At 42.7% G+C, this 25,921-nt stretch carries 23 protein-coding genes; 15 read left to right on the forward strand and 8 right to left on the reverse strand.

Translation table 11 applies throughout. From position 1 onward, the window contains the following. Positions 1 to 128 precede the first annotated feature (128 nt). The 4 genes from metA to HUS61_RS21790 all read left to right on the forward strand — a co-directional run bounded on the left by metA (position 129) and on the right by HUS61_RS21790 (position 6,155). On the forward strand, positions 129 to 1,076 hold the full coding sequence (gene metA, locus HUS61_RS07960; protein ID WP_062566720.1) for a homoserine O-succinyltransferase: 948 nt from the start codon (positions 129 to 131) through the stop codon (positions 1,074 to 1,076). Continuing rightward, positions 1,066 to 2,133, forward strand: coding sequence for a homocysteine S-methyltransferase family protein (locus tag HUS61_RS07965; RefSeq protein WP_175082300.1), 1,068 nt, complete (start codon positions 1,066 to 1,068; stop codon positions 2,131 to 2,133). The genes metA and HUS61_RS07965 overlap by 11 nt, the downstream gene beginning before the upstream one ends. A gap of 9 nt (positions 2,134 to 2,142) precedes the next feature. Further along, a complete protein-coding gene (gene metH / locus HUS61_RS07970) occupies positions 2,143 to 4,773 on the forward strand; it encodes a methionine synthase (RefSeq protein ID WP_175082301.1) in 2,631 nt (876 codons plus the stop codon). A gap of 341 nt (positions 4,774 to 5,114) precedes the next feature. Continuing rightward, complete coding sequence (locus HUS61_RS21790; RefSeq protein ID WP_175082302.1) at positions 5,115 to 6,155, forward strand: GGDEF domain-containing protein; 1,041 nt, start codon at positions 5,115 to 5,117, stop codon at positions 6,153 to 6,155. 40 nt (positions 6,156 to 6,195) lie between these two features. Here HUS61_RS21790 and HUS61_RS07980 read toward each other — a convergent pair whose 3' ends face one another. Beyond that, a complete protein-coding gene (locus tag HUS61_RS07980) occupies positions 6,196 to 6,393 on the reverse strand; it encodes a CsbD family protein (RefSeq protein ID WP_054562286.1) in 198 nt (65 codons plus the stop codon). 195 nt (positions 6,394 to 6,588) lie between these two features. Then, positions 6,589 to 7,356: an ABC transporter substrate-binding protein gene (locus HUS61_RS07985; RefSeq protein ID WP_055020661.1), complete on the reverse strand. Its 768-nt coding sequence runs from the start codon at positions 7,354 to 7,356 to the stop codon at positions 6,589 to 6,591. A 169-nt stretch (positions 7,357 to 7,525) separates the two neighbouring features. On the opposite strand from HUS61_RS07985, the gene hrpB reads away from it, so the two are divergent. After that, a complete protein-coding gene (gene hrpB / locus HUS61_RS07990; RefSeq protein WP_175082303.1) occupies positions 7,526 to 9,946 on the forward strand; it encodes an ATP-dependent helicase HrpB in 2,421 nt (806 codons plus the stop codon). A 151-nt stretch (positions 9,947 to 10,097) separates the two neighbouring features. Further along, positions 10,098 to 10,535 carry an MBOAT family O-acyltransferase gene (locus HUS61_RS07995; RefSeq protein ID WP_175082304.1) on the forward strand — a complete coding sequence of 146 codons (438 nt, stop codon included), beginning with the start codon at positions 10,098 to 10,100 and terminating at the stop codon, positions 10,533 to 10,535. Positions 10,536 to 10,539: 4 nt separating this feature from the next. Here the strand turns inward: HUS61_RS07995 and HUS61_RS08000 are convergent, their stop codons facing one another. Next, positions 10,540 to 11,631: an alkene reductase gene (locus tag HUS61_RS08000; protein WP_175082305.1), complete on the reverse strand. Its 1,092-nt coding sequence runs from the start codon at positions 11,629 to 11,631 to the stop codon at positions 10,540 to 10,542. 98 nt (positions 11,632 to 11,729) lie between these two features. Next, entirely contained in the window at positions 11,730 to 12,617 is an 888-nt protein-coding gene (locus tag HUS61_RS08005) for a LysR family transcriptional regulator (RefSeq protein ID WP_175082306.1), read from the reverse strand. A 110-nt stretch (positions 12,618 to 12,727) separates the two neighbouring features. On the opposite strand from HUS61_RS08005, the gene HUS61_RS08010 reads away from it, so the two are divergent. The 7 genes from HUS61_RS08010 (at position 12,728) to HUS61_RS08040 (ending at position 20,552) form a co-directional block, all read left to right on the forward strand. Then, complete coding sequence (locus tag HUS61_RS08010; protein ID WP_175082307.1) at positions 12,728 to 13,909, forward strand: MFS transporter; 1,182 nt, start codon at positions 12,728 to 12,730, stop codon at positions 13,907 to 13,909. Between the two features lie 89 nt (positions 13,910 to 13,998). Next, a complete protein-coding gene (locus tag HUS61_RS08015; RefSeq protein WP_175079999.1) occupies positions 13,999 to 14,466 on the forward strand; it encodes a nuclear transport factor 2 family protein in 468 nt (155 codons plus the stop codon). Positions 14,467 to 14,759: 293 nt separating this feature from the next. Continuing rightward, positions 14,760 to 15,350, forward strand: coding sequence for a transcriptional regulator BetI (betI, locus tag HUS61_RS08020; RefSeq protein WP_055020667.1), 591 nt, complete (start codon positions 14,760 to 14,762; stop codon positions 15,348 to 15,350). 1 nt (position 15,351) lies between these two features. Continuing rightward, positions 15,352 to 16,815: a betaine-aldehyde dehydrogenase gene (betB, locus tag HUS61_RS08025; RefSeq protein ID WP_054554308.1), complete on the forward strand. Its 1,464-nt coding sequence runs from the start codon at positions 15,352 to 15,354 to the stop codon at positions 16,813 to 16,815. Next, entirely contained in the window at positions 16,815 to 18,485 is a 1,671-nt protein-coding gene (gene betA, locus HUS61_RS08030) for a choline dehydrogenase (protein WP_175079998.1), read from the forward strand. The genes betB and betA overlap by 1 nt, the downstream gene beginning before the upstream one ends. 130 nt (positions 18,486 to 18,615) lie before the next feature. Next, complete coding sequence (locus HUS61_RS08035; RefSeq protein WP_058586477.1) at positions 18,616 to 19,833, forward strand: choline transporter; 1,218 nt, start codon at positions 18,616 to 18,618, stop codon at positions 19,831 to 19,833. Positions 19,834 to 19,844: 11 nt separating this feature from the next. Then, positions 19,845 to 20,552, forward strand: a complete 708-nt coding sequence (locus tag HUS61_RS08040) for a TorF family putative porin (RefSeq protein ID WP_175082308.1) — start codon at positions 19,845 to 19,847, stop codon at positions 20,550 to 20,552. Between the two features lie 77 nt (positions 20,553 to 20,629). Here the strand turns inward: HUS61_RS08040 and HUS61_RS08045 are convergent, their stop codons facing one another. Genes HUS61_RS08045 through HUS61_RS08055 form a run of 3 tightly spaced genes read right to left on the reverse strand, consistent with a single transcriptional unit; the run spans position 20,630 to position 22,984 of the window. Further along, positions 20,630 to 20,845, reverse strand: coding sequence for a hypothetical protein (locus tag HUS61_RS08045; protein WP_054562273.1), 216 nt, complete (start codon positions 20,843 to 20,845; stop codon positions 20,630 to 20,632). A 48-nt stretch (positions 20,846 to 20,893) separates the two neighbouring features. Continuing rightward, positions 20,894 to 21,784, reverse strand: a complete 891-nt coding sequence (locus tag HUS61_RS08050) for a dienelactone hydrolase family protein (protein WP_175082309.1) — start codon at positions 21,782 to 21,784, stop codon at positions 20,894 to 20,896. 48 nt (positions 21,785 to 21,832) lie between these two features. Continuing rightward, on the reverse strand, positions 21,833 to 22,984 hold the full coding sequence (locus tag HUS61_RS08055; protein ID WP_175082310.1) for a hypothetical protein: 1,152 nt from the start codon (positions 22,982 to 22,984) through the stop codon (positions 21,833 to 21,835). 127 nt (positions 22,985 to 23,111) lie between these two features. Between HUS61_RS08055 and HUS61_RS08060 the strand changes: the two genes are divergently transcribed. Further along, positions 23,112 to 23,576, forward strand: a complete 465-nt coding sequence (locus HUS61_RS08060; protein WP_062566738.1) for a MarR family winged helix-turn-helix transcriptional regulator — start codon at positions 23,112 to 23,114, stop codon at positions 23,574 to 23,576. An 86-nt stretch (positions 23,577 to 23,662) separates the two neighbouring features. Further along, positions 23,663 to 24,412, forward strand: coding sequence for an RIO1 family regulatory kinase/ATPase (locus tag HUS61_RS08065; protein ID WP_062566739.1), 750 nt, complete (start codon positions 23,663 to 23,665; stop codon positions 24,410 to 24,412). A 32-nt stretch (positions 24,413 to 24,444) separates the two neighbouring features. On the opposite strand, the gene HUS61_RS21795 is transcribed toward HUS61_RS08065, so the two are convergent. After that, on the reverse strand, positions 24,445 to 25,857 hold the full coding sequence (locus tag HUS61_RS21795; protein ID WP_175079993.1) for a family 43 glycosylhydrolase: 1,413 nt from the start codon (positions 25,855 to 25,857) through the stop codon (positions 24,445 to 24,447). Positions 25,858 to 25,921: the final 64 nt, after the last annotated feature.

A 25,921-nucleotide genomic window follows, 5' to 3' on the forward strand; every position in this document is an offset into this window, starting at 1 on the left:
GAGTCATACATTTTAATTAATGACCACTCAGAAATATCATTTCATTTGGACATCTAAACATCTAGAGGTTGAAATTTCTAACTATCCGTTCATAATTAGCAGTCAGATAAGTATGCTCGGAGCCAGCTATGCCCATTACAGTAAAAGATGAATTGCCTGCCATTGCAAAGTTACGTCAAGAAAACGTGTTTGTAATGCCAAAAAGTCGTGCTAAAACGCAAGAAATCCGCCCAATGCGTTTGGCCATCTTAAACTTAATGCCAAACAAAGTTGAAACCGAAGTGCAGTTTATTCGCTTGTTAGCAAACTCACCGCTGCAAGTTAATGTTGAGCTGTTGCGCTTAGATACCCATCGCACCAGTAGTAACTCTGAGCAGCACATGGATACGTTTTATCGTTATTTTTCAGAAGTGAAAGATAATAACTACGATGCCATGATCATAACGGGCGCGCCGCTTGCTCATTTAGAATATGACGAAGTTGCTTACTGGGACGAACTAAAAGTTATTTTAGATTGGGCAGAGCAGCATGTGACGTCTACGCTGTTTTCGTGTTGGGCGGCCCATGCTGGGCTTTATCATCACTATGGCCTTAAACGTGATCTGAAACCAAACAAACTCAGTGGCGTATTTACCCATAAAAGCTATTTTGACCACGCAGCGCTAACGCGTGGCTTTGATGATACCTTTTTAGTGCCACATTCTCGTTATGGTCATATTGATATCGATAAGATCAATGCCTGCGAAGAGCTGGTGGTGTTAGCCGGATCAGAGCGAGTAGGTGCCTACTTAATTAAAAATAAATCAGGTAGCCAAGTGTATATTACTGGCCATCCAGAGTACGATGCTCATACCTTAAAAGGGGAGTATTTACGCGACCAAGAAAAATCAGCGGATGCACCTAAGCCAGAAAATTACTTCCCTGACGATAACCCAGACAACGAACCGTCGAAAACGTGGCAAAGTCATGCCTTTTTATTGTTTTCGAATTGGTTAAACTATTATGTGTACCAAACTACACCGTATGATATTAACTTAGTTAGCCAAGATGTAAGGACTAACAACTATGCCGAGTAATGCAGTGAATAAACGCGAACAATTAACCGAGGCGCTAAAACAGCGAATTTTAATCCTCGATGGCGCGATGGGCACCATGATCCAAGAATATAAGTTAGAAGAACAGGATTATCGCGGTGAGCGCTTTAAAGACTGGCATGTACTTATTAAAGGCAATAACGATTTATTAAGCCTAACTCAGCCAAAAGTCATTGCTGATATTCACCGTGCTTATTTAGAAGCCGGTGCTGATATCATCGAAACGAATACCTTTAATGCCACGACTATTTCGATGGAAGATTACGATATGGCGAGCCTTAGCCGCGAAATCAACCTCGAGTCAGCGAAGCTTGCACGCAGCGTGTGTGATGAACTTGAAGCAAAAGATCCTAGCAAACCGCGTTATGTAGCCGGTGTACTTGGGCCAACGTCAAAAACCTGTTCTATTTCACCAGATGTAAATGACCCAGGTTATCGTAATATCAACTTTGATAAGCTGGTGGCGGCGTATGTTGAGTCAACACTGGCACTGATGGAAGGTGGTGCTGACCTTATTTTAATAGAAACCATCTTTGATACCCTTAATGCAAAAGCGGCTTCGTTTGCTGTAGAAGAAGCATTTGAACAAGCTGGTCGTAGTTTACCTGTGATGATCTCAGGCACCATTACCGATGCCTCAGGCCGTACTTTATCAGGGCAAACCACAGAAGCATTTTATAACTCAATTCGCCATATTAAACCGCTATCAATCGGCCTTAACTGCGCCCTTGGCCCTGACTTACTGCGCCAGTATGTTGAAGAGTTATCGCGCGTTTGTGAAACCTTTACCTCGGTGCATCCAAATGCAGGTTTACCGAACGAGTTTGGCGAATATGATTTAGAAGCTCCTGAAATGGCCCAAGAAATTATTGATTGGGGCAAGTCTGGCTTTATCAATATTGTAGGTGGTTGTTGCGGCACCACACCGGCTCATATTAAGGCGTTTGCGAAAGGCCTTGAAGGTGTTAAACCTCGCCAATTACCTGAGCTTGAAGTGCGTATGCGCTTATCGGGCCTTGAAGCGTGTAACTTAAACTAGGAAACCGACATGACTGACCAAATTGCTGTATTTACTAACGTCGGTGAGCGTACCAATGTAACAGGCTCGGCTAAGTTTAAGCGCTTGATCATGGAAGAAGATTACGAGACCGCTCTCGATGTTGCCCGTGAACAAGTAGAAAATGGCGCGCAAGTGATTGATATCAACATGGATGAAGCCATGTTGGACTCGAAAGCGGCGATGGTAAAGTTTTTAAACTTAATTGCCTCAGAGCCTGATATCTCAAAAGTACCTATCATGGTCGACTCATCTAAATGGGACGTGATTGAAGCAGGCTTAAAGTGTATTCAAGGTAAGGCCATTGTTAACTCAATTTCACTTAAAGAAGGTGAAGAGCCGTTCATCCGCCAAGCTAAGTTAATTAAACGCTTTGGTGCTGCTGCGGTTGTAATGGCGTTTGATGAAACCGGGCAAGCTGAAACTGCTGATCGTAAGTTCGAGATTTGTCAGCGTAGTTACAAAATACTCGTTGATGATATTGGCTTTCCGCCAGAAGACATTATTTTTGACCCGAACATTTTTGCCGTCGCAACGGGCATTGAAGAGCACGATAACTACGCTGTTGAGTTTATCGAAGGTACGCGTCGAATTAAGCAAGGCTTACCGCACTGTAAAGTGTCGGGCGGTGTATCGAATGTGTCGTTCTCGTTCCGTGGTAATAACCCAGTTCGTGAAGCTATTCACTCTGTGTTTTTATACCACGCGATTAAAGCGGGTATGGACATGGGCATTGTTAATGCGGGTCAGTTAGCGGTTTACGACGATATCCCCGAAGAGCTGCGCAAAGCTGTAGAAGATGTGATCCTCAATACCGACCCAGGTGCTGGTGAGCGACTTGTTGAACTTGCACCAAAATACTCAGGTATGGCGCAAGCAGAGAAAGTAGAAGATTTAGAGTGGCGTACTTGGCCTGTCGAAAAGCGCCTTGAACATGCGTTAGTAAAAGGCATTACCGAGTACATCGACGAAGATACCGAAGAGTGCCGCAAGAGCAAAGCTAAGCCTATCGAAGTGATCGAAGGCCCGCTTATGGACGGCATGAACGTAGTAGGTGACTTATTCGGTGCGGGTAAAATGTTCTTACCTCAGGTTGTTAAGTCAGCTCGTGTGATGAAGCGCGCCGTTGCCTATCTTGACCCTTTCATTGAAGCTGAAAAAGAAGAGGGCGCAACCAATGGTAAAGTGGTTATGGCAACCGTTAAGGGCGACGTACACGACATTGGTAAGAATATTGTAGGCGTGGTACTGCAATGTAATAACTACGAGGTTATCGACCTTGGTGTGATGGTGCCGGCAGAGAAAATCTTGCAAACCGCCATAGACGAAAAAGCCGACATTATTGGTTTATCAGGGCTGATTACCCCATCACTTGATGAAATGGTACATGTTGCGAAAGAAATGACTCGTCGTGGTTTTGAATTACCGTTACTGATTGGTGGTGCAACAACCTCTAAAGCGCATACCGCGGTTAAAATTGAGCCTCAGTATGATAAAGGTGTGGTTTACGTAAATAACGCCAGCCGCGCTGTGGGTGTGGTTTCTAATTTATTGTCGAAAGAGTTAAAGCCGGCATTTTTAGAGAAAACCAAGGCTGAGTATGAAAAAGTACGTGAACAACAAGCACGTAAAAAGCCACGCTCAAAACCCGTTACTTTACAGCGTGCTCGCGACAACGCAGTAAAACTCGATTGGGATAACTACACGCCACCTGTGCCGAAAAAGCTGGGTGTGACTGAGTTTAAAGATGTTTCGATTGCGACGTTAAGACAGTACATCGACTGGACACCTTATTTCATGACGTGGTCAATCGCTGGTAAGTACCCACGTATTCTTGAAGATGAAATTGTAGGTGAACAGGCTAAAAGCTTATTCGCTGATGCCAACGCAATGCTTGATGAGCTTGAGCAATCAGGTGCGCTGCAACCTTTAGGTGTCATTGGTTTATTCCCTGCAAACCGAGTAGGAGATGACATTGAGATTTACACCGATGAGTCGCGTACAACGCTTTTAACTACATCGTGTCATTTACGTCAGCAAACTGAAAAAACCGACTTTGCTAACTATTGTTTAGCTGATTATATTGCGCCAAAAGGCACTCCTGATTACTTTGGTGCTTTTGCGGTTACTGGTGGTCTTGAAGAAGACGACCTTGCCGATGCCTTCGATGCTAAGCAAGATGATTATAATAAGATCATGGTTAAAGCCGTTGCAGACCGTTTAGCAGAAGCATTTGCAGAGTACTTACATGAGCAAGTGCGTAAAGAGTATTGGGGCTATGCGGTAGATGAAAATCTATCGAACGATGAACTTATTCGTGAAAACTACCAAGGTATTCGCCCAGCGCCAGGTTATCCTGCTTGTCCTGAACATACAGAGAAGAAGAAAATCTGGCAGTTACTTGATACCGAACAGCGTATCGGCATGAAGCTAACCAGTTCATATGCAATGTGGCCGGGGGCGGCGGTTTCTGGTTGGTATTTCTCTCACCCTGAAGCTAAGTACTATGCAGTGGCGCAAATTCAAAAAGATCAGGTTGAAGATTACGCTAAGCGTACCAACATGACTCTTGCAGACGCTGAGCGTTGGTTGTCGCCTAATTTGGGCTATGAACCAGAATAATAACCTTTAGTTATTAGCTTTTGTTTAAATTAAAAACGAGCCCCAAATGGCTCGTTTTTTATGCTCATTTTTTATCATACTTTTTTCTTTTTAATTGTTTTAATACTGGCAAATTCCTTCTATTTTAAATATTTGTGTTAAAGTTATACCAATTCGCTTAATAAAGTGGTCTATTTTGAGGCAATAAAACCTCGTTGATAACAAGGCAAAAATTTCGTTATTTAGTTGTTCTAAATCAGAAATTTTTAACGCAGGTAGCGACAGGTTTAATCCCTCAAAATGATTAAGTATTATTGCGGATTGGTATTGTTGAGATTGATCAAGAAATCTAAGGTGAAATTGTGATTGATACAGTGAATGCAAGTGACAAAGATAAAGCACGATTTTTACGTGTTTTTGCATTTATTGGTTCGATTACCTCGTTTTTAATGGCGATCACCAGCTATCAAGATGGTTACCATGCCCTTAGCTATTTATTGATTATTGGCGGCTTTGTGTTTGCCTCACCTTTCGTTATTAAAAATCGTGACGAAACCATCGCAGTACTTATGCTGTACGCCCTCTATTCGATGATGTGTTTTTTAATCGTCTCAGGAGGTAGTAATGGCACTGGGCCGTTATGGCTGTTTATCGTATCTCCTGTGACCTTTTTTATTCGTGGTTTAAAGCGCGGAGCGTTCGATCTTATCTTGCTTGCCATTATTATCTCGGTGCTTTTCTATTTTACCGATCAATTTGGTTATTACAGTTATCCGAGTCATTACTTTCCTACACGTGTCATGCTGTGTTTCTCGATTTTATGTATTTTGGCTGGCTTCTATGAATATTACCGTAACAAATACAGTTTGCAGTTAATGGAGCAACTTAAGCTTAATCAAAAGCTTGCTCGCACTGACGCAATGACAGAACTCGCTAACCGTCGCTACACAACTGAATGCTTGCAAGATAAGCGCTTTGGCGAAGGGGCTGTATTCTTGCTGATGGATGTTGATAACTTTAAGCAAATCAACGACACCTACGGTCATCAAGTGGGTGATGAGGTGCTGATATTCTTTGCTGATGTATTTAAGAACGTGTGCACAGAAGACGATGTTATTTCCCGTTGGGGCGGCGAAGAGTTTTTAATAGTGATCCCTACAGGGTATGAGCTTAGAGCCAGAAAAGTCGCTGAAAAAATCCATAAGAAGCTTGCTGATAAGCCATTTACGAGCGGCCAGCATCGTTTTAATGTCACCTTAAGTATTGGCTTGTACGTGCGCGTTGCTGATGAGAGCGTGGATCATTGTTTGAACATTGCCGATAAACGGCTTTACCGCGCTAAATCGCAAGGTAAAAATCAAACGGTTGCTGAGGTAGATTTAGCAAAGCATGAGCCTGCTTGATAAATAAAGCCGCAATTAGCGGCTTTATTGATTGCTCAAATTAATGGCTTTTTTCAAAGTCGCTGACTTCACGCTCAGCTTCTTCCTTAGATTTACCGTATTTTTGCTGAAGTTTACCAACCAGCTCTTTACGGCTACCTTCAATTTTATCTAAATCATCATCGGTAAGGTCACCCCATTTACGTTGTGCTTTACCTTTAAGCTCTTTCCAATTGCCTTCTAAACGATCGCTGTTCATCATAATCTCCTTACTTTGTTAAACATTCATCTTAGTAAGAGCAATCGCTGTACCAATTTGGTGTAACTTGTTAACTCATTGATTTATAGTTTTTTGTGTCTTTACATATAATGAGTGGAATTTAAAAGTTTGCAATTACTACGTAGTTTTTAGCATCAGCCTGTAATATTTTCTGTTGCGCTAGTTTTTAGATACTTAGTGGCTCTTAGATGTATAGCGATTGATTATCCGCGTGTATTCTTCAGTTGATTTTAGTTTACGCAAGTTCTCGTTAAACAGGTCTCTTAAGGCTTCGTCTCGAAATAAAAAGCCACTGGGGTTTTTGCCAAATAACGCAAATCGTTGCACAGGTTTAGAGACATCAATTTCGTCATTGATATTAATTAACGCTCGATAATAATCAAAAATTTTACCGTCCATCTGGATCACCTCGTAGCGCTCTCGATACAAAAGCTGTACTTGTGCAAGCTGATCATAGGTTTCTGCGTATTGTGGGTTTTCTCTGGCCATCGCTTGATATTCTGGTGTGAGTAATTCTTTTGCACCTTGCCATGAAAGAACACTAAAGTGTTTTAATTGTGCAATAGAGCTAAGCTGCAGGTTTTGCTTGGCCAGACTAAAAGCGAAGTTCTCGTAGCTGTAAGCAATATCTGAAAAGTAACCGCTCATTTGATGGGTTTCGATAACTTTCTCATTAATATCAGACACAACATCAACTAAGTTCTCTGTATACAAAGGGATCCGCCTTGCATAGGGAACGTAGACAAAGTGTATTTGATAACCGTGAACACCGAGTGTTGCACGAAGTAAGTCAGGAATAATGCCTGTGTTGTCTTCAACCATCACCCAAGGTGGTAGTGTATTGCCAAGTGCAACCGTAATTTTTTGCTGACTAAATGCTTTTTGAAACGGGAAAACTAAAAGTAGCAAGGTGATTAAAATACGGGTGTAAATCCTGAACAAGTTAATTCCTTATTCTGATTTTTGTTTGGTCGTTTAATCAAGAATAAGTCTAAACTGGCAGAATGCAATGTTTTCACTTCTAAAGCCCGAGATAGAAAATAAGCCTATAGCCATCGCAATTTTTAGTTTTTTGATACAATGCGCGAAAAGAAAGTAAGAGATACCTAACGTGCTGCCAGTTCAAGATATTTATCAATCCCTGTTAACCACATTACAGAGTAACCCAATGGCTTTATTGCAAGCGCCACCGGGAGCGGGTAAATCGACATGGCTGCCTCTTACCCTAATGCGCGAAGGTCACTTTAAACGCATTGTTATGTTAGAGCCAAGACGACTGGCCGCACGCAATATTGCCCAGTATTTGGCAAGTCAGCAGAATGAAAAAGTCGGTGACAGTGTCGGCTTACGCATTCGTGGCGAATCAAAAGTAAGTTCTACAACTAAACTCGAAATTGTCACTGAAGGCATGCTGACGCGTATGTTGCAAAATGACCCAGAGCTTAGTGATGTAGACTTACTTATTTTTGATGAGTTTCACGAGCGCTCAATTGCCGCAGATACGGCTTTGGCATTTGCCCTCGAAACACAGGCTGCACTTCGCGATGATTTAAAAATCTTACTGATGTCGGCAACCTTAGACGGCGAACGTTACAGTGAGTTTTTCAGCTGTCCTATCATCTCATCACAAGGACGAAGCTACCCCATTGATGAAGTGTATATTCCACTTAAAGACGAAAGCCGCTGGCTTGATGACATACCTGCAGCAATAAAACAGGCGCTTAGTGAGCAAACGGGCAGTGCTTTAGTATTTTTGCCAGGGCAGCGTGAAATCATGCGCGTTCAGCAGTCTTTAAATGATTTAGGTGATAGCGTCGAAGTATTTAGCTTGTATGGTGAGCAAAATAAAAACGAGCAACAAGCTGCTATCGCGCCTACTAAAAATGGTAAACGCAAAGTGGTATTAACTACCAATGTAGCTGAAACCAGTTTGACCATTGAAGGAATACGCATTGTGGTAGATAGCGGCAAACGCCGTGCTGCCAATTTCAATTTAAAAACCGGTGTTACAGAGCTTGTTACGCAAAGCATCTCTCGTTCTTCTGCCATTCAGCGCGCTGGTCGTGCTGGGCGAATTGAGCCGGGGGTTGTGTATCGATTAGGTTCTAAACAAACTTTTGAGCGCCGTAACAGCCATGATGCGCCAGAAATTTTGACCAGTGATATTAGTCAGTTGTTATTAGAGGCAAAGCAGTGGGGGGCATCACTTGCTGAGCTTAGCTTACTCGACCCACCTAGTAGCCAGCAGATTAAACAAGCAACGGCACTTTTAAAAATGCTCGAAGCCATTGATGAAAATGAAAAGCTGACACCTCTTGGCAGCCAAATGCTGAGCTATGGAGCCGATATTCGCCTCTCGCATATGCTCATTAAGGCAAAGCAACTAGAGCAGCACATGTCTGGTATTTATGTATTAGCGGGGTATTTAACTGCACTGCTTGAAAGCCGCATTAGTATGCCAGCGGATCTTAATTTGGCATTGCATAGTCAGCACAGCAAACCGCACCCAGTATTTAAGCAGCAATTAAATTATTGGCTATCGCGCTTGCAACTCAAGCCGGTTAATGAGCTTAAAACAGAGTACTTGTCGCTGCTGGTGGCACTTGCCTTTCCTGACCGTTTAGCCAAAAAACGCGGTAATGGTTATTTACTTGCCAATGGTGCAGGCGCCGATTTAAGTGAGGAGTTTTGGCATAACGATGACTATATTGCCATTGCGCATATGGGCGGCCATAAGGGAAACCGTGTTTTTGCTGCTGTTGCCTTTATGCCAAGTGAGCTTGAAGATGAGCTTTCGCATTTATTTACTGAGCAAACTCGCTGCGAATACGATGAAAAAGCAGGGCGTTTTATTCATCAAGATGAGCTAAAGCTGGGTGCCATCACCATAGCGAGTCAGCCAAGTAAGCAGCCCCTAGGTAAGAGCGAGCGTACTAAAGCGTGGTTAAACTTATTTAGTAAGCAGGGCTTTTCGTTATTTAATGAACAGCCCGACAGTGAGCAGTTACTTATTCGAATGAATTTGGCAAGTAAGCTGTTACCAGAGTCATTCCCGCTTTTAAATCATGATGAATTAATTGCCGATAACCAGTGGCTTGCACCTTATCTTGATGATATTAAAAACCTTGAGCAATTAAAAAAGTTCAATTACAGCGAAGCAATTAAAAGCTGTTTTGATTGGCAGCAGCAAAGCTTATTGAATGAATTGCTCCCCTTGCGATTAACGGTGCCAAGTGGTTCAAATGTAAAAGTGACCTATCAGCTAGATGGTCCTGCGAAGCTAAGTGTGCGCATGCAAGAAGTGTATGGCATGACCAGCACGCCTTTGCTGGCCCAAGGTAAACTGCCATTATTAATGGAGCTATTATCACCAGCGAGGCGGCCGCTGCAGTTAACTCAAGACTTAGCTAACTTTTGGCAAACAAGTTACCGCGATGTGCAAAAAGAAATGAAAGGGCGTTACCCAAAACATTTTTGGCCAGACAACCCTGCCACCAGCCAAGCGACTAATAAAGTAAAAAGTAAGATGTGATTTTAATGAAGCTGAGTGCTTAGCTCAGCTTCATCACTTGCCTTAGATCTGCACGCTTCATAAACCGTTACAATTTCAAGCCTTGTTTGGGTTTCTCTTTTGTTGGTTGTTTAGTAGTCTGAATTAGTCATTAGTAAAAAAGAGAAAGTCGGTGTCTGCAGCTATTACCCTTGCTCAATACGTTAAAAAACGCACAGGTGTGCCTCTTGGCCATAAAGATTCTTTGCGCAATATGCTGACACGTTCTCTAGGTGCTAGCTCGTTTTATTTATTTTGGCGATATTGGAATCCGGTCTGGAGCTATTACTTATCTCGGTATGTCATGAAGCCTTGCAATGACATTATGCCGGTTTGGTGTGCGGTTGTTGTTACTTTTGCTGTCAGTGGAGCGCTGCACGATTTAGCTGTGGGTTTAGTGAAGTTAAAGCCAATATTCTTTTTTACTCCTTGGTTTACTGTGATGGGCGTGTTGGTATTAGTAAGCAAGTACAGCCAACTCCAGTTTAGCTCTGCTCCTTGGTGGTTAAGAGCGCTCGCCAACATCAGCTTTATTGTATTGAGCTTTTGGTTGACGAGCCACCTTTTTTAGTGCGTTATTGCGTTGCTAAGGGGTAGTCAGTGTAGCCTTTAGCACCGCCTCCAAATAGGGTGTCTGGATCATGCTGAGCCAGTTCAATGCCTTGTTCAATGCGCGCTGGCAGATCTGGGTTGGCAACAAACGGGCGACCAAAACCAATTAAATCAGCCCAGCCTGCGGCCAATGCTTGCTCTGCTTTCTCGCCAGTGTATTTGCCTGCATAAATCATTAATCCGGCATAGTTTTCACGCAGAGCTTGCTTAAAACTTTGCTCCATTAAAGGCGCATCATCCCAATCAGCTTCTGCAATGTGCAGATAAGCAACGTTAAGGTCATTGAGTACTTTTGCTGCGCCAATATAGGTTTCGAACGGGTTATCATCGACCGTCCCATTGAGTGTTGTGAGTGGAGCAAGACGAACGCCAACACGCTCAGCGCCAATTTCATCACATACCGCTTGTGCCACTTGTTGTAAAAAGCGTAAGCGGTTTTCTAAACTGCCGCCGTATTCATCAGTGCGTTGGTTCGACTCTGAATCAATAAATTGATTAATTAAATAACCATTGGCAGCGTGAAGTTCAATACCATCAAACCCTGCATCTACAGCATTACGGGCAGCTTGGCGGTATTCGTTTATAACCTGTTTGATGTCGTCATGGCTCATTGCGCGTGGCTGTGCTGTGGCAACAAAGTCGGGTTTGTCATCTTCATCAATAAAAACTTTAACGTCTTTAGCTGCAATAGAAGATGGCGCAATTGGTTGCTCGCCACCTGTGTTACTTGGGTGAGACACTCGGCCAACATGCCAAAGCTGAGCGAACATAATGCCACCAGCTTGATGAACTTTGTCGGTTACTTTCTTCCAACCGGCAATTTGCTCGACAGTGTAAATACCCGGTGTCCAAGCATAACCCTTTCCTAGGGCTGATATTTGTGTGCCTTCGCTGATAATTAAGCCAGCGCTCGCACGTTGTGCATAGTAGTCGGCCATTAACTCATTGGCGATATCACCCGGTTGTGATGAGCGAGAGCGGGTCATCGGTGGCATAACAATGCGGTTTTTTAATGTATGACCGGCAAGTTGTACGGTATCGAATAATTTGTTCATTACGGCTCCTTGAAAGCGAATATGCTTTCAGCATAACGAAAATTATTTATGAAATTAATGCCACTAATCACAAAACACTTTTGTTAAAAATGCAAAAACTACAGCGTTAACCTTGGTGCTATAAAGTCTAAAAACGCTAATACTCGTGATGACACACCGCTGTTTTGATAATACACCGCATGCACTTTTTCGCGGCGATTAGGGCTCAGCACCTCGCCTTCAAGCACTTTTACTAAACGGCCTGCTTTTAAATCTTCGTTGATCATAAATTCCGACAGCAAGGTAATACCATGACCCTGTATACAAAGCTGGCGCACAGTTTCACCACTTGATGCACTGATTGAAAACTTAAGGTCTAAAGGCGTGGTTAGCGGCCAGTGATTTAAATGCGGCGCATCGGTAAAACCAATAAGCTGGTGCGAGGCTAAATCGGTTAGCTCATTTAATGGCGGTGCCGTTTTTAAATAATCAGGGCTGGCAACGAGCTGTAGTTTGCTAACTCCCAAAGTGCGCGCATGCAAGTTTGAGTCAGCAAGTTCGCCAATACGAATAGCAATATCGGTTTTATGCTCAAGTAAATCGATAATGTTGTCGTGGCTGGTGATCTCAAGTTTTATGTCAGGGTAAGCTTGGTTAAAGGCTTTTAAATGTGGCGCTAATTGATGAAACACAAAGGGGCTTGCAGCATCGACTCTTAATTTTCCTGATGGCGCACAGTGCAAAAGCTTTAAGGCCTCTTCGCCTTGTGCGAGCTGACTGAGTGCTTCTCTAGCATAGCCTAAAAATAACTGACCTTCTTCGGTCAGCTCAATGCGTCTTGTAGTGCGGTTGAATAAGGTAACGTTTAAGGATTTTTCGAGCCGAGTTACCGCCCGTGATATTTTTGCTACTTGCTCATCTAATGCATTGGCTGCACTTGAGAACCCGCCGGTATCAACCACGCTAATAAATGCTTCTAAATCTTGGGTGTTGGAGATCACGCTCATGGTTTTACCTTTTCATTTTTGACAAAAGTATTTTGTCACTACTGCTATTTTTTGCAAATTTAATTTTAGCCACAATAGCCGCACTTTCAAAATTAAACAGAGGATATGTGATGCCAATAGCATTACTTGCGTTAACTCTCAGTGCGTTTGCCATAGGCACCACTGAGTTTGTGATTGTCGGCTTAGTGCCAACCATCGCTGATGATTTAGCGGTTTCGTTACCGAGTGCCGGGCTACTTGTTAGCTTGTACGCATTAGGGGTTGCGGTGGGGGCGCCAGTATTAACCGCGCTTACCGGACGCTGGAATCGAAAACATGTATTACTTAGCTTAATGAGCCTATTTGTAATTGGTAATTTACTGGCTTGGCAAGCACCTAGTTATGGTAGCTTGATCACCGCAAGGATTCTAACAGGCCTTGCCCATGGGGTGTTTTTCTCAATTGGTTCAACGATAGCTACTGGGCTTGTCAGTAAAGATAAAGAAGCTAGTGCCATTGCGATTATGTTTACCGGTTTAACGGTTGCATTAGTAACCGGTGTGCCATTAGGGACTTGGATTGGTCAGCACTTTGGTTGGCGAGCGACCTTTTTAGTAGTGTCTTTACTGGGCTTAATTGCACTTGTTGGTAGCGCGTTTTTAATTCCGAGCAACTTAAAGCAAAGTAAACCGGCGACTTTGAGTGAGCAGCTGAAAGTAATGGTGCAACCTAGGCTTTTACTCGTGTACTTGATGACCATACTTGGTTATGGCGGCACATTTACTGCCTTTACCTATTTAGCGCCTATTTTAGAGCAGCAAACTGGTTTTGCATCAGCCACTATTAGCTTAATCATGCTGGTATATGGGGTATCGGTTGCTGTTGGCAATATTTACGGCGGTAAGTTAGCCGATAAAAAAGGCCCCATTAGTGCGCTGACTATTATCTTTAGTGCTTTAAGTATTGTGCTGTTAGTGCTGACCTTTACCATGCAATCTAAAGTCGCTGCGGTACTGACCATACTTGTATGGGGGGCATTTGCGTTTGGTAATGTGCCTGGGCTGCAAGTCTATGTGGTTAAACTTGCCGAAAAGTTCACCCCCAATGCCGTCGATGTGGCCTCAGGGTTGAACATTGCAGCGTTTAATATCGGGATTGCGCTAGGTTCAGTGTTAGGTGGTGTTGTCGTTGAAAACTACTCATTGCAAGACACTGCTTGGATTGGCGCTATCATCAGTTTAGCGGCGTTAATTGCAACACGATACAGCGGCTATTTAGATAAACGCGAGATCCCAAAGCCACAAACAGCTTAAAACTAAATTGTTGATAGTTCGATGCTTTGTCGTTATTTTAGGTGCGCAGTTTGATTATTAGTGAATAACTAAAACCACAAGGAATAACGATGAAGCACCTTTATTTTCTAGCTATTTGCCTGTTAATCACATTTAGCAGCCAAGCAAAGCAAGTTAACCCAGAGCTCACAGCATTAGCACAGCAGTACTTTAATACCATGGTTGCAACACAAGCACCCAATGCCACCAACAAAGAGCTAGAAGCCTTTTTAGCTTTATTAACTGACGATGTAGCAAACCAACACTTGCCTTATCAAACAGATGATGCAAGAGAGCCAGATGGCAAAGCAATGATGCGTAAAGGTATGACTTTTTACCTTGGTGCGCATACCGAATACCAAGCAAACTTACTCGATACCTTTATTTTTAATGATTCAGCCATTGCCTTGCGTTATACCCATCACGCTAAAGGTATACACCCACAAAACCAGCAAGAAATTGAATACACGCAAACCATTATGGATGTGCTCGAAATAGAAGATGGCAAGATAGCGGTTATTCGTAAATACCACGAATGAGCTTAGCTTAACTTTTAGCCTAACATGAGCGCTTTTATAAGCGCTTTTTTATTAATAATACGCCTGCAATAAATTTTCTCTTTTTTCCGCATTTCAGCCTAAATTCATACTTTTTAGGCTTTATTTTGAATAAATTTAAAACTTTTTTATATTTCTGATAATAAACGTAAGAACAGTGGGTTAGCTTAACTTACGTGTGTAGCTTTGCGGTTGTTTACAATTTGTCAACCTTGAATTGCCATGCTCATTACCTTAACCTTTATTTTAATTGAACGTTCAATCAATAAAAAATTATGCCGAAAGTTGGAATGGAACCTGTTCGTCGTCAGCAGTTAATTGACGCCACAATAGAGTCGGTTGCAGAGCTTGGTTTGCAAGGCACCACCATAAATAGCATTAGTAAAAAGGCAGGCTTATCGTCTGGCATTATCAGTCATTATTTTGGTGGTAAGCAGGGCTTAATTGAAGCCACTGTGCGTTATTTATTGACCAGCTTAAAGCAAGCACTTTTGAATCAAGTAACGCCACAGACTAGTCCAGAGCAACGATTAATGTTTATCGTTGAAGCAAACTTTTCGCGTATTCAGCAGCAAAGCAACAACACCAAAACTTGGTTGAGCTTTTGGGCGCATTCAATGCACGACGCCCAGTTGCATCGCTTACAAAACGTAAATAGTAAACGTTTATTTAGTAACTTATTAAGCTCATTCAAACAGTTAATGAGCGATAGCGATGCCAATTTAGCTGCTGAGCTAAGTGCAGCCATGATCGATGGTTTATGGCTAAGAGCCGTATTAAGTAAGTCAGACCAAGATCAATTCGAAAATTGTGAGCGATTAGCTAAAGACTACATTCGTTCACTGATAAAACAGTATGGAGCCTAAAATGACCACACCTGTTTACGAAAATTTTATTAATGGCCATTTTTTAAAGAATCAAACTGGCGATACCTTTGCAGTTAAGAACCCTGCAACGGATGAAGTGATTTATCACGTTGAAATCGCTGATGAGTTTATTCAAAACGCGGCAATCGAAAGCGCAAAACAAGGGTTTGCAGCATGGTCTGCAATGACGCCAATTGAGCGTAGCCGTATTTTATTAAAAGCCGTGGCAATCTTACGCGAACGTAACGATGAACTGGCAAAAGTAGAAGTACTTGATACGGGTAAGCCATGGCAAGAAGCCGAGTGTGTCGATGTTGAAACAGGCGCTGATGTTATCGAATATTTTGCTGGTCTTGCGCCTGCACAAGTGGGTCAGCAACAAATGGTTGGCAATGACTTTTACTACACACGTAAAGAGCCTTTAGGTATCTGTGCCGGTATTGGTGCATGGAACTACCCACTACAAATTGCTTGTTGGAAATCAGGCCCAGCACTGGCTGCGGGTAATGCGGTTATTTTCAAACCTTCTGAAGAAACACCACTTGGAGCAATCAAACTTGCAGAGATTTTCATCGAAGCGGGTGTACCTGCTGGCGTATTCAACGTTGTGCAAGGCGCTGCTGAAGTCGGGCAATGGTTAACAGCAAACCCAAATATTGAAAAAGTGTCTTTCACTGGTGAAGTAGGCACAGGCAAAAAAGTAATGGCAAGTGCTGCTGGTTCACTTAAAGATGTGACCATGGAGCTTGGCGGTAAGTCACCGTTATTAGTATTTGATGATGCCGATGTATCACAAGCTGTTAGTGCGGCAATGTTAGGTAATTTTTATACGCAAGGTGAAATCTGCACTAACTGTACGCGCATTTATGTGCATAAAAATGTTTATCAGCAGTTTATTGATGAGCTGAAAACACGCACTGAGCAAAATATTATTGCTGGCGACCCAATGGATCCTGAGGTGAATTTAGGGGCGCTTATCTCTAAAAAACACCAAGAGCTAGTACTTGGCTATATCGATAAAGGTATTCAAGAAGGCGCAACCTTATTAACCGGCGGTAAGGCACTATCACCTGCATCTGCGCCAAACGGCTACTTTGTGGAACCGACCGTTTTTGTCGACTGTAAAGACGACATGACCATAGTTAAAGAAGAGATCTTTGGTCCGGTAATGAGCGTGTTGGTGTTTGATGATGAAGATGACGTTATTCAGCGTGCAAACGATACCCACCTAGGCTTAGCCGCAGGCGTGTTTACTAAAGATATTCAGCGTGCACACCGCGTGATCCACCAGTTACAAGCCGGTATTTGTTGGATAAACAGCTATGGTAATTCACCTGCAGAAATGCCAGTAGGTGGTTACAAGCAATCAGGTATCGGCCGTGAAAACGGTATCGAAACTTTAGATCACTATACCCAAACTAAATCGATTTATGTGGGTATGAGCAATATAGAGAGTCCATTTTAATGAGTACACAGAACTATGATTACATCATAGTCGGTGCTGGCTCAGCAGGCTGCGTGTTGGCAAACCGACTATCAGCAGACCCTTCTAATAAGGTGTTATTACTTGAAACGGGCGGTAGTGATAAAAGCATTTTTATAAAGATGCCTACCGCGCTATCAATCCCAATGAATACTGACAAATATGCATGGCAATTTCATACCGAGCCAGAGCCATATTTAGATAACCGTCAAATGCACTGCCCACGAGGTAAGGTGTTAGGTGGCTCATCATCGATTAACGGCATGGTCTATGTACGTGGTCATGCCAAAGATTTTGATGAATGGCAGCAACACGGCGCTAATGGTTGGGATTACCAAGCATGTTTACCGTACTTTAAGCGTGCGGAATCATTCTACTTAGGTGGTAACAGTTACCGTGGCGATAACGGCCCATTAGGGGTTAATAACGGTAATGAAATGGCTAATCCGCTTTATAAAGCCTTTATCAAAGCGGGCCAGCAAGCAGGTTATGCGCACACTGATGACTACAATGCAGCCCAGCAAGAAGGTTTTGGGCCAATGCATATGACAGTTAAAGATGGCGTAAGAAGCTCTGCTAGCCGTGAGTATTTAGACCCAGTTAAGTCACGTAAAAACTTAACGCTAGTCACCGGTGCTTTAGCTGAAAAAGTTTTGCTAGAAGGCAAAAAAGCCGTGGGCGTTGAGTATTCAGTATCTGGCTCTAAGCAGCAAGCATTTGCAGCAAAAGACGTTATTTTAAGTGCGGGCCCAATTGGTTCACCGCATATTCTGCAATTATCGGGTATTGGTGATAAAGACATCCTGAGCGAAGCGGGTGTTGAGGTTAAACATCACTTACCAGGTGTTGGCCAAAACTTACAAGATCACTTGGAGTTTTACTTCCAATATAAGTGTAAGCAACCAATTACTTTAAACGGCAAATTAGGCCTTGTTTCAAAAGGGCTAATTGGTGCTCGTTGGTTATTAAATCGCTCAGGTTTAGGGGCGACTAACCATTTTGAATCATGTGCATTTATTCGCTCAAAACCGGGTGTTGAATGGCCAGATATTCAGTATCACTTTTTACCAGCAGCCATTCGTTATGACGGTAAGAGTGCCTTTGATGGTCATGGTTTCCAAGTTCATGTTGGGCATAACAAACCAAAAAGCCGTGGTGCAGTAACGATTAAGTCAGCGGATCCTCAGGTTGCGCCTAAGATCCAATTTAACTACTTACAGCATCAAGATGACATTGAAGGCTTTAGAGCTTGCGTACGTCTAACTCGCGAGATTATTGAGCAAAGTGCGTTTGATGAGTATCGCGATGGTGAAATTCAACCCGGTAAAGATGTTCAAAGCGATGAAGAAATCGATGCTTTTGTTCGTCAGGCGGTTGAGAGTGCTTACCATCCGTCATGTTCGTGCAAGATGGGTGAGGACGAGATGGCCGTGGTTAACTCGCAAACTCAAGTACACGGTATCGAAGGTTTGCGGGTTGTGGATTCATCTATCTTCCCAACCGTTCCAAACGGTAATTTAAATGCGCCAACCATTATGGTGGCAGAAAAAGCGGCGGACCACATTTTAGGTAAGCCTGTGTTATCGGCATCAACTGCAGATGTTGCCATGGAAAAACAATGGCAATCAACGCAGCGTAGTTCGGAGATCTAATAAGGCCACCCGCAGTTTCGGCTGTGGGGCTTGCAGTGGCGCGCATCACGAGTTGTTTGTGGTGCGTTAATGCGAGGAATAAAACTGGAGAAACAATGAAGTATTATTACTTATTTTGGGGGGGGGAACTATGACCTTTTGGCTTAGTGCTGGCATCATTTTTACCCTGTTAGCAATTGCGGTTATTTTATTTAAATGGGGTACGGTTAGGTGTGTTGGCGTCACACCGGTTAGAACGTTTACGTTCATTGCAATTTTATTTACATCGGGCCTAGATGTTGGCTTGATTATGTTTCCACTGACAGAGTTTGCAGGTTATGCAGACATAAAAGCAAGCCCAGAGTATGCGTTTGCCAATCCTCTAGCCATTGAATTTGGTTATTGGGGCTTCTTGATCTGGGGATTTTATTTCCTTACGTGCTTTTATTTCTGTGTAATAGAACCCAAAGTAAAGTTCTTTGAAATTGCTTGGGTAAAACTAATTAATAACATCGTTATTATTGGTACATGCGCATTTACTGCATTTTTACTGCTGTCGAATTTACCTTGGTATTTGCCGTCACTTGGTGATGGTGAGTCAATTATTCCGACATTCTACTTAATGGTGTTTGCAGCGATTTGTTTTGCTGTGTATTCGAGCACAGACATTAAGTATGTACGCTTTTTAAGTATTTCTACTACTTGGTTGTTTATCGCTTTAATTGCATTTATGTGGTTCGGTGCCTTTGTTGGTTCTGATGCACAAACATCAGCATTTGTTGATAACCTTGCGTTGATCGGCGGTTACTTTGGCAATATCAATGAATTTATATTACCGCTGAATGATTACCATGCCTTCTACCTGTTTTGGTGGTTTGCTTGGAGCATCATGATTGGTCAATTTACCTCACGTTTTGTGGGTGGTTTAAAAACTTACCAAGTGCTGGCGGCTATGTTGATTTTCCCGTCTATTCCAATCGCTATCTGGTTTAGTGTTTTGTATCAATATCATGAAGCGGGTATTGCAACAGCAGGCCTGAAAAACATCGCTATGGTGTTTGTTGGTGTGGTGTTTGTGATCAACTCACTTGATTCTTTGATCCGTTTATACACAGATAACCTAAACTTAACGGTGAAACGTTTAGGTAAATTTAATTATATTGCCTTAAATGTGGTGGCGCTTTCATTGTTAACCCTGCTGTTTAAGTTCGACTTTTTACAGATCCAATGGGTTGGTGCGCTCGTTATTGCGTTATTTTTCGGCTGTGCTGCGTTTATTGGCTACAGCAAGTTAAAAACAGTGAAAAATATCGAAGGTTCACCAAAAGACAATAAATTAGATTACACAAAAATAGAAACAGTTAGCTAAGGGAAACCAACATGACAACAAGACAAACAGTATTAGCAGCAGCGTTGCCATTGGCATTACTATCGACATCAGCCATGGCTGACTTATCGACTACGGTTACATTGGCATCAGATTACACCTTCAATGGTGTAAGCCAAACTATGAATGACCCAGCGATTCAGGGCAGCTTAGATTATGCCTTTGCAGATTCAGGTATGTATGTAGGTACTTGGGCTTCAAATGTAGATTTTGGCGATGGCACAGACATCGAGTGGGATGCGTATTTTGGTAACTATGCTGAGTTAACTGACACCCTTAGTGTTGATTATGGTATTGCTTACTACTCATACCATGGTGAAGATTACTCAAGCGATGGTAATTATTTTGAGACTTATGCAAAGTTTGGCTATACCAATAGCCTAGGTTTCACAGAACTTAACTTCTGGTACGCTTGGGATTACTTTGGTACCGATGCAGGGCATGTGATTTCTATGGTTGCCCATACCTTTGAAATTGCGCCAAATCATGCAATTCGTGCCAGCTTTGATATTTCTAACTCACTCGATGGTAATAAGTTTGCTTGGGATGGTAATGATAAGTCGTACAACCATTATCGTTTAGCCTATCAAACAAGCTTTGCAGGTTTTGATTTTGAGCTTGCTGGCGAAAATACCAGCCTTGACTGGGATACCGCAGATGAGCGAATTGTCGCGTCTATTTCACGTAGCTTTGATTTATAAATAGAGCGTTATAATCTCGGCTTTAAAATGAAACGGCTAACCTTGTTTAGCCGTTTTTTATGCCTAGAATATAAGAATTAAATTTCTTCGCCTTCGTGTTGCATTGCTAAATCATCAAGCTCTGCAAGAGTGTAATCAAAACCACTGGTATCGACTTCGTAGCGTATTTTTACGCCATAACCACCTTGGCAAAGACTCGCAGTGACTTTAGCCACCGACCAGTGTTTAAGCTTGTTTAAAAACCGATTGGCGGTTTGCTGTGAGTCAAAGCGATAACTGACTTGCGATTCCATCTCTTTTCTAGCCTAAAATTTTTTCGAGAGTGTATGAAATTGCTCTGTTCAAATCAATTGCTCATTGAAAAAGGCCAATGTGCGTTGCCATGAAAGCTCCGCCTGTTTTTCATCATAACGAGATGTAGAGTCGTTATGAAAACCATGATTTGCTTGCTCATACATGTGCATCGTGTAAGGAACTTGATGCGCTTTTAAGTCGCTCTCGTATTCTGGCCATGTTGCATTAACGCGTTTATCAAACTCGGCTAAGTGTACAAGTAGTGGGGCTTTGATGTTTTGTCTGAGTTCTTTAACGGCCGGAGTGCCGTAATAAGGCACGCCCGCATCAATCAGTTTGCTATCAACTGCTGCTAGGTAGTTAACCATATATCCACCAAAGCAAAAGCCTACCGCACCAAGTTTGCCGTTACTATTTGGGTGTCTTTTTATGTATTCTGCTGCGGCGATAAAGTCTTGTTGGATTTTTTGTTTATCCATAGAGCGCTGCATGGCGCGGCCTTCATCGTCATTGCCAGGGTAGCCACCAAGAGGGTGTAATGCATCTGGCGCAAAGGCAATAAATCCTGCTTTGGTAAGGCGGCGAGCAACATCTTTAATATAAGGGTTTAAGCCCCTGTTTTCATGGATCACTAATACTATTGGGAGCTTGCCCGTTAAATTAGCGGGTTCGACTAAATAGCCTTTACCTTCGCCGTGACCTTTAAACGAATCAAAGGCTTTATAACTGGCTTTAATATCAGGGTCATTAAAGGATACTTGCTCAGCTAATGCGTAGTTTGGCAGTAAAGCGCTACTTAGCATTGCCATTGAATAACCAAGGGCGACTAAGCCACCCAGCTTTTTCATAAAGGTACGGCGGTCCATCAAGCCATGGGCGTATTCATCGTACCAATCGAAAGCTTCTTGGGGAATGTGGTTATGGCGTTGCTCAGTCATACTTATATCCTTTAAAAACGAGTTAGGTTTATAACTTTAGCTGAAATATCAGCGATTAACAGCCAGTTGCTTTGTTTGTATTACTACGTCCATAAAGCGGCGATGCCAAATGGCCTTAAAGGCTTTGTTAAATAGGTATAAAAAAATCAACGGCATTAATAACAGTTTTAAAATCAGCAGTGACAAGATATTCAAAAAGTCGATAAATAAGTCTTCGACGGCTGCCACCATGTTGCTAATGCCAGAGGTGACGGTGTCGATAATTTTACTCACCTGCGACGATTGGTCTTGATTGAGTGATGCGTTAAGGTTTTCTAGTTGTTCGTTTAAGGCGTCTTTGTCTAAGTTCAGCTGTCTTTGCTGGTTTAGTACCGCATTAAACTGCGCTGTTAATTGCTGCTTTTTATCAAGTAATGGCTTTGCTTGTTCAAGCTCAGTAAAGGTCAGTCGCTCAGACAAGCTGCGGGTTGCTTGAATCGCTTCTATTTGGGCTTCGAGCTCTGCTAAATCACCTTTGAGCTCAGTGGCTCGCTGGTGGTTTTTAATCTGCTGCTCATTTAATAGAGAGAGCTTGTCGAAGATGGTTTGTTTTTCACTATCGACCTCAGCTTTTAGCTTGGCTGATAGGGCAGAGGTGTTATTTGCACTACTATTCACCGTCTCGACTTTTTCGCTCACGATTTCACTTTGCTGGTTTATTTGCTCATCTAAGAATATTTGGCTCACGAGGCCTGTTGTAAGCACCACAGCAGGCACTAAAAAGCGAATTAAAATTAAGCTCGCCATAATCTTATGACGTAAGTTAGGAAAATAGTTACGCCATTCACATATAAAGTAAGCGACGACCGAAACAGTAAAAACACCACTAAAAATAACCCCAGAAGAAATGGTGTATAAAATGCGCTGTAAAAATAACGAGCCTATAGCGAGGCGCATAGCATCCGACATGTATTCAGCTAAGTCATTGACTGGGTCGAGTAGTTGTGCAGGTTGAATACTCGCAATACCAATGCCCACTTCGGCTGATTGCAATAGCGATATAGCAGCATTAACTGTACGAGATGAAGCATACACTAGGGTTGATTGCACAAGGGCGCTGTCGATAAAGCGCATAATGAAATGGTTATAATGCTCTAGCCAACAAAGAAGTAGCAGTATTGTAAGAGATAAATACTTGATAATATGTTGTTTAGTTAGCATAACGCCCCCGACAGTTAGTACGCTTGTTCACGCTACACTATTCATAGCCGTTGAAGCAATCTAATAGGATTGAATTATTTTGCCTATTAACTGTCTATGAATTGCTATTCATCGCTTTAGAGGAAATATGAAAGAACCTGCATCAATTGGCCAGTGCTGCATTGAAGATTTAGATCCAGTGCAAGACTTAGGTCGCTTAGTCTCTTACTTACGTTCAAACCTAGTGACTCATCTTGATAATGCTTTAGAGGATAAAGAGCTAACCTCGGCTCAGTACATTGTGGTTGTGCTACTTGCGCGTGGTAAAGTAAATACCTTAGCTGAGCTTTGTGAGCACATGATGTATGACCGCGGTGCCATGAGTCGATTACTTTCTCGTTTAGAAGACAAGGGCTTAGTTGCAAAAAAGCAGTCAGTTGAAGATCGCCGTTCAACTCTTTTATGCCTCACAGAAAAAGGCCAACAGCTTTACCCAGAAATTTTACCCACTGTAAATGATATCTATCGCAAAGCACTTACAGGCTTCTCTGATGATGAGCAAGAGCAACTCGCAAGCTTATTGTTTAGAGCAATTCATAATTTAAAAGCATAAATTTCTCTAAGCGGTACATTGTCGCTGTAGACGCATTTTGATAATATAGTTGCCTAGGCATTTAATTTTAACAAGTCCGGGTTGTTATGTTTGAATCATCTTTGCTTGCAGAGCTTCACGCTCAATTTCCAGCTCATCAATTTAGCCCAGAAGGTTTGTCGGTTGTTCACACAGGCCGCTTTGCCAATGCCATTGTTTATCGTTATAAAGACGCGAAATTTGATTTAATTATTAAAGATTTTCAGCACAGCCCATGGTGGGTGAGAAAAACAATCGCGCCGCTTTTTATCAATCAAGAGTACAAGGGGCTGGCACGCCTGCAAGACGTAGACGGAGTGGTTGATAACTTTTGCCGCTTGTCATCGATTGCCATTGCTTATGACTTTATTGAAGGCACGCCACTTCGCCAGCTTGCCTTGCAACAGCAGCATTTACCGAGTGAGTTCTTTAAAGAATTTGAACGTTTGGTAGCAAAAATGCATCGCCGCGGCGTGGTGCACCTCGACTTACGTAATTTAGGTAATGTTATTTGTTCAAAAGACGGCAAGCCTTACATTATTGATTTTCAGTCAGCGATTCGCTTTGCACGCTTTCCGCGCTGGTTACAGCGTTTTATGCGTGGTGCCGATATGAGTGGGGTTTATAAAGCATGGCATAAGTTAGCCAAAGACTCGTTACCGCAAGCAAAGGCTGATTATTTGCACGACTTTAATCATGTGCGTAAGCGTTGGATTTTTAAAGGTTACCCGATTCAACGTGCCTATTTGTGGTGTAGTGGGGCAGTAACTCAGATTCTTAATTCTGAATTTGTTCGCAGTATATTAGATAGATTGTAAAAAGCGCGCTTGCACGCGCTTAGTGGGGAGAACTAGTATTTAGGCCAACCATTAGCATCCCAATTCAGGGTGCTGATGAGCAATTTAGGGGTACCATTATCACCTGCATCATAAGCATGACGAACAATCACATCGGTATTTAAAATGTCTTGTCCACCTGGACCTACCCATTGGCTATTACCCGCATCAAGAATGCTCCCGCCGCTAGCTAGCATGTCGGTGCCATTTTTATCTAGGTATGGACCGCGGATGTCACTAGAGCGACCATACGCAATACGGTAAGTACTATTCGTGCCATCACAGCATTTGCCTACTGAAACAAACAAATAGTAATAGCCTTGGCGATACACTATGGTAGGTGCTTCGATGCCACCAGAGCGACTTGCTAAAGAGTAGATTTGACCAAATGGTTTCATGGTCATTGGGTTAATACGCGTTAGTTTAATACCCGAATTCCATGAGCCAAAGGCAAGCCAAGGTGCACCATCTTTTGCTACCACGAGATCGGGGTCAATGGCGTTATAATTATTGCTATTGGTCGTGTTAATTACTAAACCATCATCACGCCAATCACCGGCTGCCACACTACTTGCTGAGGTAAGGCCAATAGCGCTAACACGTGAACCAAAGGTCGAAATCGAATAATAAAGCCAGCTACGACCATTGTAGCTTTTTAATTCAGGCGCCCAGACATCAATTCCATCATGATCTGGTACATAGTTACTCCACCAGCTTAAACCATTTGAGAAAATTGGCTGCGCATCATTCCAATCTACACCGTTACTTGAATATTTACCGTAGATACCAGGGCCTGTTTGAAAAACCCACCAAGTGCCATTTTCATAGCCAAGGGTTGGATCGTGGGTGACTAAATTACCAGTAAGTGGCCAGTGATCTGCAGCGCCATTGGTTGTGGATGGATCCCAAGGGGTTGATTCAACATTAGCAAGCTTGGTTAGCTGCCACTGCTGTGCATCGCTGCCGTTGTAGCTCCACTGGCTAATATTCGCGCCATCGTTGCCATCAAAAGCATAAAGGTCGAGTGCCTTACCACTGTGATCGTTAATGAAGCTGTAATAGCCGCTACCTTCATCATTAATTTGCCAGTGTTGGCTGGCAAGATTAGCGTACTCATATTGCACCACATTGCCGCCATCGGCAGTCGAGAAGTCAAACACCTCTAGGGCTTTACCACTATTTAAGTTAATAACCGAATAGTTGCTGCCACCTATATTAGTAATTAACCAGCGCTGGGTGTCGTGATTCGTGTCAGCCCATTGACTAACATTCGCACCATCGTTGGTTTGCGCGCTGGCTACTTCAACAAACTTAGCACTGTACTTTGATTTAATGGTGTATACGCCATTATCAATCGCATAAGCATTGGGCAGTATGAGTGTTGTTGCCAAGCTGAGTGCAGCTAGGGCTTTTTTTGAAAGTATCATTGTGTCTCCAAATCATTGTTATTGAGCTTTCCTTGTGTGTTCTGCTCCTTGGATGAGTTTTGAT

It is taken from the genome of Pseudoalteromonas sp. 0802, from assembly GCF_013350085.1.
Lineage (GTDB): Bacteria > Pseudomonadota > Gammaproteobacteria > Enterobacterales > Alteromonadaceae > Pseudoalteromonas.

Excerpts from the sequence above, each read along its gene's own strand:
- betI (WP_055020667.1), top strand. The coding sequence starts at position 14,760 with ATGCCGAAAGTTGGAATGGAACCTGTTCGTCGTCAGCAGTTAATTGAC.
- HUS61_RS07980 (WP_054562286.1), bottom strand. The coding sequence starts at position 6,393 with ATGAACAGCGATCGTTTAGAAGGCAATTGGAAAGAGCTTAAAGGTAAA.
- HUS61_RS08060 (WP_062566738.1), top strand. The coding sequence starts at position 23,112 with ATGAAAGAACCTGCATCAATTGGCCAGTGCTGCATTGAAGATTTAGAT.
- HUS61_RS08015 (WP_175079999.1), top strand. The coding sequence starts at position 13,999 with ATGAAGCACCTTTATTTTCTAGCTATTTGCCTGTTAATCACATTTAGC.
- betA (WP_175079998.1), top strand. The coding sequence starts at position 16,815 with ATGAGTACACAGAACTATGATTACATCATAGTCGGTGCTGGCTCAGCA.
- HUS61_RS08035 (WP_058586477.1), top strand. The coding sequence starts at position 18,616 with ATGACCTTTTGGCTTAGTGCTGGCATCATTTTTACCCTGTTAGCAATT.
- HUS61_RS08045 (WP_054562273.1), bottom strand. The coding sequence starts at position 20,845 with ATGGAATCGCAAGTCAGTTATCGCTTTGACTCACAGCAAACCGCCAAT.
- HUS61_RS08000 (WP_175082305.1), bottom strand. The coding sequence starts at position 11,631 with ATGAACAAATTATTCGATACCGTACAACTTGCCGGTCATACATTAAAA.
- metA (WP_062566720.1), top strand. The coding sequence starts at position 129 with ATGCCCATTACAGTAAAAGATGAATTGCCTGCCATTGCAAAGTTACGT.
- metH (WP_175082301.1), top strand. The coding sequence starts at position 2,143 with ATGACTGACCAAATTGCTGTATTTACTAACGTCGGTGAGCGTACCAAT.
- betB (WP_054554308.1), top strand. The coding sequence starts at position 15,352 with ATGACCACACCTGTTTACGAAAATTTTATTAATGGCCATTTTTTAAAG.
- HUS61_RS08050 (WP_175082309.1), bottom strand. The coding sequence starts at position 21,784 with ATGACTGAGCAACGCCATAACCACATTCCCCAAGAAGCTTTCGATTGG.
- HUS61_RS07965 (WP_175082300.1), top strand. The coding sequence starts at position 1,066 with ATGCCGAGTAATGCAGTGAATAAACGCGAACAATTAACCGAGGCGCTA.
- HUS61_RS08055 (WP_175082310.1), bottom strand. The coding sequence starts at position 22,984 with ATGCTAACTAAACAACATATTATCAAGTATTTATCTCTTACAATACTG.
- HUS61_RS08040 (WP_175082308.1), top strand. The coding sequence starts at position 19,845 with ATGACAACAAGACAAACAGTATTAGCAGCAGCGTTGCCATTGGCATTA.
- HUS61_RS08065 (WP_062566739.1), top strand. The coding sequence starts at position 23,663 with ATGTTTGAATCATCTTTGCTTGCAGAGCTTCACGCTCAATTTCCAGCT.
- HUS61_RS08005 (WP_175082306.1), bottom strand. The coding sequence starts at position 12,617 with ATGAGCGTGATCTCCAACACCCAAGATTTAGAAGCATTTATTAGCGTG.
- HUS61_RS21795 (WP_175079993.1), bottom strand. The coding sequence starts at position 25,857 with ATGATACTTTCAAAAAAAGCCCTAGCTGCACTCAGCTTGGCAACAACA.
- HUS61_RS08010 (WP_175082307.1), top strand. The coding sequence starts at position 12,728 with ATGCCAATAGCATTACTTGCGTTAACTCTCAGTGCGTTTGCCATAGGC.